We start from the raw sequence: 11,821 nt of genomic DNA, 5'->3' as shown, positions 1-11,821 counted from the left end.
AAGGTTTTACATCAAAAAAGGCTTTGATAAGCCCTCAGCAAACAAACTGTCTCCATGTTGAAATTTGTCGATTATGATATTGTCTTTCAGGAAATCCCGGATGAAGTAACGCTGGCGATCAACCTATCAAACTGCCCATACAGCTGTAAGGGATGCCACAGCCCCCACTTGCAGCAGGATATAGGTACAGCGCTGAATGAGTCTGCATTGGCCGGTCTACTGCAATCATACGGGAAGGCAATCACCTGTTTATGTTTTATGGGTGGCGATGCCGATACCGGTCAACTATATCAGTTGGCGTATTTTGTCAGGGAAAGTTGTGGAGGAAAAATAAAAACGGCATGGTACTCGGGAAACGACAGGATACCCGACAACTGCAAGGCTTATTTCGATTTCGTGAAAACCGGCCCCTATGTCGAAATGCTCGGAGGATTGAACAAAAGTACCTCCAACCAACGACTGTACCGGATCGAGAATGGCGATATTACCGATATTACATACCGGATGCAAACTGCCGTCGAAAGTTCAACTCAATAGGATATCACCGGGCAGAAATAAAAATTATTCCCGAAAGGGATATAAACTCTCTACATTAATTTATTATTTTGACAAGAAAGGCATTCCAAGTGATTGGCGTGCCTTTCGCTTATACAGGAGGCTGTTTTGGAAAATTTATTGGATAAAATCCAAAAGAATAGTCTATCTTTGTACTGAATTTTGGTGTTCCAATAACAAAGTCTTGTTATCTGAATGAAAAGGGAATCAGGTGAAAATCCTGAACAGACCCGCTGCTGTAAGCTCCGCTTGCGTGCCGGACAAATACCACAATTGCCACTGTTTCGATAAAAGAAATGGGAAGGCGTCCGGACACAGGAGTAAGTCAGAAGACCTGCCGAAATTCCAAGAATGTTTTATAGCTTTCGGGGAATAAAGCTTGACAAGAATTCGAAGAAAATTTTCATATTCCCCTTTTAGATTTTTTATCGTCGATTGATTATACCAACAAATCTCATTCGGTAAGGATCATTGCGACTGAGAGTCATGCGACAGGTATTGATGAAGATTTATAGGAAGATTGTTTTTTTACTGCTTACGATTGTCGTTTCTACGTATGGGGTATATGCACAGGAATCGATCGACACTCTGAAGCTACCGGAAGTGATGATCACGGAGAGGTATAACAACCGGGAGATCCGTTCTTCGGCTCCAGTGCAGATATTGTCCGGGGACCAGATCCGCTACCTGCACACGTTGCAGTTGTCGGATGCGGTGAAGCATTTCTCGGGCGTGACCATCAAGGACTACGGCGGTATCGGGGGATTAAAGACCATCTCGGTACGGAGCCTCGGCGCTCATCATACGGCAGTGACCTACAATGGCGTGACTATTACCAACGTACAGACCGGCCAGATCGATATAGGCCGCTTCTCTCTCGATAACGTGGAACAGGTTTCACTATATACCGGTCAGAACGACCAAATCTTTATGCCGGCCACCGCTTTCGCCTCGGCTTCCTCACTCGTGATCCAGAACATAAAACCCCAATTTGACAAGGGTGAACGGATAAACGGAAAAGCATCCGTCAAAGCAGGTTCGTTCGGATTGTTCAATCCTTCGCTGTCCACCAATATCCGACTGAGCAACAGGCTGGCAATCACTTATGCCGCTGAGTGGCTGACGTCGAAAGGCGAATATCCGTACCTGTTGCACTATGGGAACAAGGGTGACAGCACCTCCCTGGAAAGAAGGAATAATACCGATGTGGACAACCTCCGGCTTGAGGGAGCACTTTTTGCCGACTTCTCAGCCAACACCAAAGGCGACCTGCGTGCCTATTATTACCAGTCGGAACGGGGGCTACCGGGTGCCACCATCTTTTACAATACAAAGAATTACTCGCAGCAGCGGTTGTGGGACCGCACTTTCTTCGTCCAGGGAAACATGGAGCATATCTTCTCCCGGAAATGGATAGTGAAAGGCAATGCCAAATATAACCGGGGTTATCTGCGCTATCTCGATCCCGCCTACCAAGGCGCCGGAGGAAAATACGAGGATATTTTTAATCAACAGGAGACCTATGGAGGAGTGTCTGTTCTTTATAGGGCTTTTGAACGGCTCTCGTTCTCGGCATCAAGCGATTTGTCGTCCGCCACGATGCATGCCGAACGGAAGAATTTTACTACCCCTACCCGACTCACTTCACGATCAGTGATGGCGGCCAAATGGATAGGTGAACAGGTGATGGCCACGACCAACCTGCTATATACCCATACATTCGAATCTGCCCGGAATGGTGAAGCAGCCGACAACAGGAGCAAGCTGTCACCTTATTTCAGTATCTCGGTAAAACCTTTCGCTGAGACCGATCTGCATCTACGGGCCTTTTATAAAAACAGCTTCCGTCTGCCCACTTTCAACGATCTCTATTACCCTGCCGTAGGTACGCGCGACCTGAAACCCGAAGATACCCACCAGCTGAATGCCGGTATCACCTATGCTTCACTATTGGAGAACAACAGCGATTCCCGTTTTAGCGTCACCTTGGATGCTTACCGCAATCAGGTAAAAAACAAGATCGTGGCTTATCCCGGCAGTAACCTGCACGTATGGACAATGGTAAACGTGGGAAAGGTAATCATCACCGGCATGGATCTCTCCGCGGAGGGGATCTTCTCACTGAAGGATCAGGTTCAGCTATTTTTGGGCGGGAATTATACATTTCAATCGGCACTCGACATGAGCGATCCGTCAAAAAGTACCTACAAGCACCAGATAGCTTATACGCCACGCCATTCCGGCTCGGGTCGGGCCGTGTTGCAACTGCCTTGGTTGGATGTAGGCTACACGCTGTTGTGGAGCGGTGAGAGATATTCCAATAACTACAATGGCAAAGAATTTCGGATGAAAGGATACAGCGATCATGCCTTATCGGTCTCGAGGGATTTCCCCACCTGTTTCGGCAGTATCGACCTGCAACTGGAGGCGCTGAACCTGTTGGATAAGAATTACGAAATCGTACGCAATTACCCCATGCCGGGACGCTCTTTCAGAATAAATGCATCTTTTACATTTTAATAGTATATACAATGAATAGAAAAAAACTCTTTTTGTACATGTTGCTTCTCGCGACGCTGTTTATCTCGGCTTGTTCCGATGATGATAATCCCATTGATGATGGAATTCGTTCGACGAAAGCCTTGCTGATCCTCAGCGAGGGAAAATGGAATGAGAATAATAGTACCCTTTCCCGGTATGATCTGGTGGAGAAGAAACTGGACAAAGATTATTTCCTGACGGTAAACAAGAGGGGACTGGGAGATACAGGCAACGATATGATCCAGTATGGCTCCAAAATATATGTAGTTGTCAATGTCTCTTCCACCATTGAAGTACTGGATGCGGCTACCGGCAAATCCATCCGGCAGATTGATATGAAAAAGGAGGATGGAAAAGCAAAGGAACCCCGGCAGGTTGTCTCCCATAAAGGTAAGGTATACGTGACTTCGTATGATCAAACCGTCACCCGTATCGATACCGTCTCCCTTGCAATCGACGGCTCGGTGAAGGTAGGCATGAATCCCGAAGACATCATCATTAAAAATAACAAGCTATACGTCGCCAATTCCGGATTCAGTTATGACAACACGGTATCGGTCATCGATATAGAAAGTTTCAAGGAAGAGAAGAAAATTGAAGTCGGCTCAAACCCGGTCAACCTGGGAGTCGACAGCCAGGGTGATGTGTATATCGCCTTGATGGGAACCTATGGGGACAATCCTGAAGCGCCGTCATTCAAACGGATAGACAGTAAGACCGAAGAAGTGAAGACTATTGGTACGGTAAAATCTCCCGGCCGCTTTGTGATATATAATAACAAGGCCTATATCATCAACGGCACGGACAAAACGGTAACGGTATATGATTGTCTGGAAGAGAAAGTTGAATCCGATAATTTTATAAAGGACGATACAAAAATAACAAGCTTTCCCTACAGCATTGCCGTGGATGAGAAATCGGGTGAATTCTTTATCTCCGAAACCGATTATGTCACACCGGGCACAGTATACTGCTTTAATAAGGAAGGAAAGTTACAATACAGGATCTCCTCGGTAGGTATCAATCCTACGGCTGTCATCACTCTCCGATAATCGGCAACATAGTATTATAAAAAAGCCACGCGATAACGTGGCTTTTTTACACTTGTTTATAAGGCATCCCAGACGATGGTGTACCTTTTGTTTTAAGTCGGAAGTCTTTTTATAAAGAGGTTAAAGGCTTCCTTTTATTCGACCGAAAAAGTCTCTTCCACTTTAGAAGTGGATATCCTTTTACTGTTGTCTTTGCGTTTCAGATAGAAAATCTCTGTCTCATCTTTTGAGTCACGTACCACCTCTATCAATTCGAAACCCTCTTTACTCAACATATTCAGTACGGCGATCATACCATTAAAAGAGACCACCCTCCGGCGGTTATCGGTAATCTGGGGAATACGTCCACCCTGTCCATAATCGACCCTCACCGTGATTTTCGAGCTTAACAACGGTCCTGAATCCGACCATACCCGGATATAATCAGCATCCAATTCGCTGATACGCTTCTCATTCACAAACTGTGCGTTAGCCAGCGATACACTTCCCAACAGGAAGAATAGCGGAAGTAAAAATTTTATTTTCATAATTTCAAAAATTAGAGTCAAGACTCATAGACTTATAGACTTATAGAACCAAGATTTATAGACTTATAGAACCAAGATTTATAGACTTTTAGAACCAAGACTTATAGACTTTTAGGATTTATCAATCTCGTTATTCTCATTGGCACATTGGCACATTAGAATCATTAATCCAGTTTCAGTACTGCCAGGAATGCTTTCTGCGGAACTTCCACATTACCGACCTGTTTCATTCGTTTCTTTCCCTCTTTCTGCTTTTCGAGCAGTTTACGCTTACGGGAGATATCACCACCGTAGCATTTTGCAGTTACATCTTTCCGAACAGCCTTCACTGTTTCGCGGGCAATAATCTTCGCCCCGATAGCTGCCTGGATAGCGATATCAAACTGCTGACGGGGAATCAGCTCTTTCAATTTCTCACACATTCGCCGCCCGAAACTCTGGGCATTATCGATATGGGTCAGCGTGGAGAGTGCATCCACCTGTTCTCCGTTCAGCAATATATCCAGCTTTACCAGCTTCGATGGGCGATAGTCATGGATATGATAATCGAACGAGGCATATCCCTTGGAAATGCTCTTCAACTTATCATAGAAATCAATCACGATCTCGCCGAGCGGCAAATCATAAATGATTTCTACCCTGTCGCCGGAAACATATTCCTGTTTGATCAGCACTCCCCTCTTCCCGAGACAGAGTGTCATGATAGGACCTATATAGGTGGTGTTGGTGATGACCGATGCACGGATAAAAGGCTCTTCGATACTTTCGATCAGCGTGAGATCGGGTAATCCACCCGGATTGTGCACCTCTTTCATATTCCCTTTCTTGTCGTATACCTTGTAGGAAACATTGGGAACCGTAGTGATCACATCCATATTGAACTCCCGCTCCAACCGTTCCTGAACGATCTCCATATGAAGGAGACCAAGAAAACCGCACCGGAAGCCGAAACCCAGCGCTACCGACGATTCGGGCTGGAAAGTGAGCGATGCATCGTTGAGTTGCAACTTTTCGAGGGATGAACGGAGATTTTCAAAGTCTTCGCTCTCGATGGGATAGACGCCGGCAAAGACCATCGGCTTCACCTCTTCAAACCCTTCGATTGCCTTCGATGCAGGCTGTTTTACATGGGTGATGGTATCTCCTACCTTCACCTCTTTCGATGTCTTGATACCGGATATGATATAGCCTACATTGCCACAGCCTACCTCCTCTTTCGGTATCATATTCAGTCGCAGAATACCCACCTCGTCGGCATCGTACTCTTTGCCTGTATTGATGAATTTCACCATATCTCCTTTCCGCAGGGTACCGTTCACGATCTTATAATAGGCGATGATACCACGGAAGGAATTGAACACAGAGTCGAAGATAAGCGCCTGCAACGGTGCGTCGGGATCTCCCTGTGGAGCCGGTACCCGTTCGATGATCGCACGGAGGATCTCTTCGATACCAATCCCTGTCTTGCCGCTCGCCCGGATGATATCTTCACGGGGAACACCGAGAAGTTGGACGATCTGATCTTCCACCTCATCGGGCATGGCACTCTCCAGGTCGATCTTGTTGAGGATGGGGATAATCTCCAGGTCATGCTCGATGGCCATATAGACATTCGATATGGTCTGCGCCTGGATACCCTGTGCCGCATCGACCACCAGCAAAGCGCCTTCACAGGCGGCAATGGAACGTGACACTTCGTATGAGAAGTCCACATGCCCCGGCGTATCGATCAGGTTGAAGGTATATTTCTCCCCTTGATATTCATAATCCATCTGTATCGCATGGCTTTTGATCGTGATGCCCCGTTCCCTCTCCAAGTCCATATTGTCGAGCACCTGCGCCTGCAGGTCCTTTCCCTCTACGGTCTTGGTGAACTCCAGCAGACGGTCGGCCAGCGTACTTTTACCGTGGTCTATATGTGCAATAATACAAAAATTGCGTATATTCTTCATCTAACTTTCTTCTTACTCTAAATTTTTCGGGAATTCAAACCTTCCCACTATCCCACTTTCCCACCGTCTCACTTTAAAAATCAGCATTATTCGGTGTTCTGGGGAACGGGATCACGTCGCGGATATTGGCCATGCCGGTAATAAACAACATCAGCCGTTCAAACCCAAGGCCAAAACCCGAGTGAGGAGCAGTACCGAACTTGCGCGTTTCGAGGTACCACCAGATTGGATCGGTATGCATGCCGGTCTCCTCTATCCTGTTCATCAGTTTATCATAATCCGCTTCACGTTCCGATCCGCCAATAATTTCACCAATCTTCGGGAATAGTACATCCATCGCACGTACGGTTTTTCCGTCTTCGTTCTGCTTCATATAGAACGATTTGATCTCCCTCGGATAATCGGTCAGGATCACCGGCCGTTTGAAATGCTTCTCTACAAGGTAACGTTCATGTTCCGACTGCAGGTCCGTTCCCCAGTGTACGGGAAATTCGAACTTTTGCCCCGATTCTTCGAGTATCTTTACCCCTTCAGTATAGGTCAGGCGCACAAAATCGTTTTCCACCACGAAATTCAGACGGTCTACCAGTTCTTCATCGTACATCTTGGCCAAAAACTCGATATCCTCCCTACAATGCTCCAATGCATAGCGGATAAGATATTTTAAAAAATCTTCCGCCAGATCCATATTGTCATGGATATCATAGAAAGCCACTTCCGGTTCAATCATCCAGAACTCTGCCAGGTGGCGGGGGGTGTTGGAATTCTCAGCACGGAAGGTGGGACCAAATGTATAAATTGCTCCCAGGGCCATAGCTCCCAACTCTCCTTCAAGCTGTCCGGAGACAGTCAGGTTAGTCTGGCGTCCGAAAAAGTCCTGTGAGAAATCCACCTTTCCCTCTTGTGTGCGCGGCGGATTTTCTATATCGAAGGTAGATACCTCGAACATCGAACCCGCTCCCTCTGCATCTGAGGCTGTGATAATAGGCGTATGGAAATAATAAAATCCCTTGTCATTGAAATATTTATGGATAGCATACGACATATGGTGCCTCATCCTGAAAATAGCTCCGAAAGTATTAGTGCGGGGACGAAGATGCGCTATTTCACGCAGGAACTCCAATGAATGTCCTTTCTTTTGTAACGGATAGACAGCGGGATCGGCTGATCCGTACACTTCTATCCCAGTTGCGTGTATTTCCACAGCCTGTCCCTGTCCCTGCGACTCCACCAATTCTCCGTTTACATTGATACAGGCTCCTGTGGTAATAGGCCGAAGTAATTCTTCATCAAAATTGGCTATATCAATAACTATCTGAATATTATTAATCGTGGATCCGTCATTCAGAGCGACAAAACCGACGTTCTTGTTTCCTCTGCGGGTACGCACCCACCCTTTCACATTGACTTCTTCACCGAAATTTGTAAGCTTTAAAGCTTCTGAAATTTTTGTTCGTTTTAGTTGTTTCATAAACTATATACTTCAATATCGCAGGCAATTCGCATTCATCACACCTCTTCGAAGAACGATCATGCTACCCTTCATACGATTAAATTGGCCTAATAAATATTCAACCTGTTCCCGCACGAAACCGCACGGGAACAGGAATTGTTGTTGTTTTATTTGTTATCGACGGTAACTCTCCCGCCTGGGGAAATCCGTTCGTTAATCAAATGCTCCCATTCGAAGCATATTCACCTCTTGTTCTGTAAGATAGCGCCATTTTCCGCGTGATAGTTTTTTCTTGGTCAGTCCCGCGAAATAGACCCTGTCGAGTTTCATCACCCTGTAGCCTAATTTTTCAAAAATACGGCGGATAATACGATTCCTACCGGAATGGATCTCAATACCTACCTGGGTGAGGTCTTCTTCCGACACATAACTGATCGCATCGGCGTGGATCTCACCATCTTCCAGTTCGATACCGTCGGCGATCATCTGCATATGCTCCATCGCTACCGGCTTATCAAGCCATACCTGATAGATTTTCCGTTTTTCGTACTTCGGATGTGTTAATTTTGATGCCAGGTCGCCGTCGTTCGTCAGCAGCAATACACCTGTGGTAGCCCTGTCGAGTCGTCCCACCGGATAAATCCTTTCCGATGCGGCGCTTTTTACCAGTTCCATCACCGTCTTGCGGTTTTCAGGATCGTCGGTGGTAGTGACGAAACCTTTCGGCTTGTTCAGCAATACATACACTTTGCTCTCGAGCTGTATCGGCTGGTTGTGGAAAACCACCTGATCAGCACGGGTGATCTTGGTACCCAGTTCCGTCACGACCTCTCCGTTTACTTTCACAACACCGGCCTGGATGAACTCATCGGCTTCACGGCGTGAGCATACTCCGGCATTGGCCAGGTATTTGTTCAGACGGATAGGTGCATTGGGATCTGCATTTTCTTTGTACTTAACCTGCTTGAACGGCTTTTTCTTCTTCAGCTTTTTCACCGGCTTGGCAGGCTTACCCGGTCTTCCCGGTCCGGCTGACGGCTGGTTACCCCAACCACGGTTATTATTATAACCTCCGCCTCCAGTAACCCTTTGTGGCGACTGAGGACGTTCACCTACGCGGGGGCGCCTTTTTCTCATGCCTCCTTCGCCATTCCCACCGTAATTGTCCTGACGGGAATCCCTGTTGTAATTAGGGTTGTAGGAGGATCTTTCCTGATGGTACGACCTATCCTGGTTATAGGATGACCTATCTGAATTATAAGACTGCCTATCCTGATTATAGGATGGCCTGTCTTGATTATACGATGGTCTGTCCTGGTTATAGGATGATCTATCCGAATAATAACCATCTTGGGATGATCTCCGATCATTACTCCAATTTCTGTTTGAGGAAGCGTGTCTCTCATTGTTCGCGCTGTGATAACTCCGCCTTGGGCGCGACTCTTCATTGTTTGTTGTCATTGTTGCATTTACTTTTGATTTACATAATGAAACCTCACGGTTTTTTCTTTTTTAAAATCGCATTTTTTCGAATTACTACCGCCCGGCTAACATGACCGGGTCTGGATTTCTTCCAATTATTATTTACTGTGCACTTAAATTCCTGTATAATTTTGAGGTGTGATCTCCTTCAATTCCCGCTTTATCTGTTCACTCACATCCAAATCGTCAATAAATTCCGAAATGCTTTCCCGGGTGATACGCGTATTGGTTCGTGTCAAAGCTTTCAATGCTTCATAGGGTTTCGGATATCCTTCGCGTCTCAGAATGGTCTGGATCCCTTCGGCAACCACTGCCCAATTATTCTCCAGATCGCGTTCTATTGTCTCCCTGTTTAATAACAACTTAAGTAGCCCTTTTGTTGTACTTTTTATTGCAATTAATCCATGTGCCATGGGAATGCCTATATTCCTGATGACTGTCGAGTCGGTCAGGTCGCGTTGCAACCGCGAAACGGGCAACTTTGCAGCCAGATATTCCAACAGCGCGTTGGCGATCCCCAGGTTTCCTTCAGCATTCTCGAAATCGATCGGGTTCACCTTGTGAGGCATGGCCGAAGAACCGACTTCTCCTTCTTTGATCTTCTGCTTGAAGTACTCCATCGATATATATTGCCATATATCCCTGGTGAAGTCAATCAGTATAGTGTGGATACGCTTCATGGCGTCGAATGATGCCGCGAAAGCGTCATAATTGGAGATCTGTGTTGTATACTCTTCCCTGCACAGGTTGAGCTTCTCCTGCAGAAAACGATTCCCGAACAGCTTCCAGTCGATATGGGGATAAGCCACCCGGTGTGCGTTGAAGTTACCGGTCGCCCCGCCGAATTTCGCTTTTGCCGGAATATTTTTGAGTACTTCAATTTGTCCGGTCAACCTGTACGAAAAGACCTTCATCTCTTTTCCCAGTCGTGTGGGTGAGGCAGGCTGCCCGTGCGTACGCGCCAGCATGGGAATATCTTTCCACTCATCTGCCAACCCGTCGATCAGGGAGGCCAGTTTTTCCAGTTCGGGGATATATACCTTTTGCAGTGCATCACGCCACATCATCGGCGTGGCGGTATTATTGATATCCTGCGATGTCAATCCGAAGTGAATAAATTCTTTATAATCGGCCAGTTGAAGCGCGTCAAATTTCTCTTTCAGAAAATATTCCACCGCCTTTACATCGTGATTGGTGGTTTTCTCAATCTCTTTGATCTGTTGGGCATCCTCTTCACTGAAATCAAGATACACTTTCCTTAGCTGTTCGAAGATGGCCTCATTATTGAATGGAAGAATCCCTTCTTCACAAAGAGAGATAAAATAATCGATCTCCACATGTACCCGATATCGGATGAGTGCATACTCCGAAAAGAATGCATCCAGACCTGCGGTCTTATCCCTATATCGTCCGTCGATGGGTGAAATGGCTGTCAGTTGGTCTAAGTTCATTGTAATTTGGCTCGTGTTGCTTATCGAAAACATCCATTTATGAATGGTGGAAAATCACTTTTCTACACATCCACCAGAACCTTTTTAATTCTGTGTTATCTTGAAAAAAATACCACTTTTTGATAATGTATTCAATACCCTCGTTTTGATGATACAAAAATAGCGATAATAATAGACCCGTGAAAATTTTTATAAAAAATATTCGCAAAAAGTTTTGCAGGAAAATAAAAACAACCTATCTTTGCATCGCTTTTCAGAAAAGCAACCTCCACAAAGGTGGTAAGGATGACAAAACAAATTCGGGCGTTTAGCTCAGCTGGTTCAGAGCATCTGCCTTACAAGCAGAGGGTCGGCGGTTCGAATCCGTCAACGCCCACCAAGACATAAAATTGGTGGAAGTCAACAAAAGACAGAAACTTCAATTCAGAGACAAGGATCCTGTTGGTCAGTAGATTAACAGGATTTTTCTTTTTACATAGTGGACACGGTAGGACAAGAAGAGACATAAAGAGACAGTGGGTTCGTGTGCAAATCGTGTGCAAAAAACAACCTCAAATTCTGTACACGAATAGAGAAATAATCAGCTGGAATTAAGTGTCTTACAAAGACCTAACTTGGCGTTTTCAGGGCGACAAATCCTTTAACGATAAACTATAATTTTGTCGAATTAAAAGGAGAAAAAATGAAAAGTACCTATCGTGTTCTGTTCTACATTAGAAAAACAAGACCTAACAAAGACGGTTTAGTAACAATTGCAATCCGTATTACGATTGATGGAGAATCTATTGAGTTTAATCCAAAGTTGTTT

8 protein-coding genes, 1 tRNA gene and 1 riboswitch are annotated in these 11,821 nt (G+C 45.6%); of the genes, 4 read left to right on the top strand and 5 right to left on the bottom strand.

All coding sequences use genetic code 11. The features are described 5' to 3' along the window. Nucleotides 1-54: 54 nt before the first annotated feature. The 3 genes from nrdG to VB073_RS12140 all read left to right on the top strand — a co-directional run bounded on the left by nrdG (nt 55) and on the right by VB073_RS12140 (nt 4,148). Nucleotides 55-537: an anaerobic ribonucleoside-triphosphate reductase activating protein gene (gene nrdG, locus VB073_RS12150; RefSeq protein WP_323404450.1), complete on the top strand. Its 483-nt coding sequence runs from the start codon at nt 55-57 to the stop codon at nt 535-537. Nucleotides 538-701: 164 nt separating this feature from the next. Continuing rightward, nucleotides 702-912: riboswitch (cobalamin riboswitch) on the top strand. Between the two features lie 144 nt (nt 913-1,056). After that, nucleotides 1,057-3,075: a TonB-dependent receptor plug domain-containing protein gene (locus VB073_RS12145; RefSeq protein ID WP_323404449.1), complete on the top strand. Its 2,019-nt coding sequence runs from the start codon at nt 1,057-1,059 to the stop codon at nt 3,073-3,075. An 11-nt stretch (nt 3,076-3,086) separates the two neighbouring features. Beyond that, complete coding sequence (locus tag VB073_RS12140) at nt 3,087-4,148, top strand: DUF5074 domain-containing protein (protein WP_323404448.1); 1,062 nt, start codon at nt 3,087-3,089, stop codon at nt 4,146-4,148. Nucleotides 4,149-4,282: 134 nt separating this feature from the next. On the opposite strand, the gene VB073_RS12135 is transcribed toward VB073_RS12140, so the two are convergent. The 5 genes from VB073_RS12135 to purB all read right to left on the bottom strand — a co-directional run bounded on the left by VB073_RS12135 (nt 4,283) and on the right by purB (nt 11,013). Continuing rightward, nucleotides 4,283-4,675 carry a hypothetical protein gene (locus VB073_RS12135; RefSeq protein ID WP_323404447.1) on the bottom strand — a complete coding sequence of 131 codons (393 nt, stop codon included), beginning with the start codon at nt 4,673-4,675 and terminating at the stop codon, nt 4,283-4,285. Between the two features lie 164 nt (nt 4,676-4,839). Further along, on the bottom strand, nt 4,840-6,627 hold the full coding sequence (gene lepA / locus VB073_RS12130) for a translation elongation factor 4 (protein WP_323404446.1): 1,788 nt from the start codon (nt 6,625-6,627) through the stop codon (nt 4,840-4,842). Nucleotides 6,628-6,700: 73 nt separating this feature from the next. Beyond that, entirely contained in the window at nt 6,701-8,098 is a 1,398-nt protein-coding gene (gene asnS, locus VB073_RS12125; RefSeq protein ID WP_323404445.1) for an asparagine--tRNA ligase, read from the bottom strand. A gap of 195 nt (nt 8,099-8,293) precedes the next feature. Then, on the bottom strand, nt 8,294-9,541 hold the full coding sequence (locus VB073_RS12120; RefSeq protein ID WP_323404444.1) for a pseudouridine synthase: 1,248 nt from the start codon (nt 9,539-9,541) through the stop codon (nt 8,294-8,296). Nucleotides 9,542-9,675: 134 nt separating this feature from the next. Beyond that, the gene (gene purB / locus VB073_RS12115; protein ID WP_323404443.1) at nt 9,676-11,013 is read right to left on the bottom strand and encodes an adenylosuccinate lyase; all 1,338 of its coding nucleotides are present in this window, start codon (nt 11,011-11,013) and stop codon (nt 9,676-9,678) included. Between the two features lie 301 nt (nt 11,014-11,314). Between purB and VB073_RS12110 the strand changes: the two genes are divergently transcribed. Next, nucleotides 11,315-11,392 (top strand) — tRNA-Val (locus VB073_RS12110). The last annotated feature ends 429 nt before the right edge of the window (nt 11,393-11,821 follow it).

This window comes from Proteiniphilum sp., assembly GCF_034927365.1.
GTDB lineage: Bacteria > Bacteroidota > Bacteroidia > Bacteroidales > Dysgonomonadaceae > Proteiniphilum.
This window is presented reverse-complemented; position numbering and strand designations above follow the sequence as displayed.

Excerpts from the sequence above, each read along its gene's own strand:
- VB073_RS12135 (WP_323404447.1), bottom strand. The coding sequence starts at position 4,675 with ATGAAAATAAAATTTTTACTTCCGCTATTCTTCCTGTTGGGAAGTGTA.
- VB073_RS12120 (WP_323404444.1), bottom strand. The coding sequence starts at position 9,541 with ATGACAACAAACAATGAAGAGTCGCGCCCAAGGCGGAGTTATCACAGC.
- purB (WP_323404443.1), bottom strand. The coding sequence starts at position 11,013 with ATGAACTTAGACCAACTGACAGCCATTTCACCCATCGACGGACGATAT.
- lepA (WP_323404446.1), bottom strand. The coding sequence starts at position 6,627 with ATGAAGAATATACGCAATTTTTGTATTATTGCACATATAGACCACGGT.
- VB073_RS12140 (WP_323404448.1), top strand. The coding sequence starts at position 3,087 with ATGAATAGAAAAAAACTCTTTTTGTACATGTTGCTTCTCGCGACGCTG.
- VB073_RS12145 (WP_323404449.1), top strand. The coding sequence starts at position 1,057 with ATGAAGATTTATAGGAAGATTGTTTTTTTACTGCTTACGATTGTCGTT.
- nrdG (WP_323404450.1), top strand. The coding sequence starts at position 55 with ATGTTGAAATTTGTCGATTATGATATTGTCTTTCAGGAAATCCCGGAT.
- asnS (WP_323404445.1), bottom strand. The coding sequence starts at position 8,098 with ATGAAACAACTAAAACGAACAAAAATTTCAGAAGCTTTAAAGCTTACA.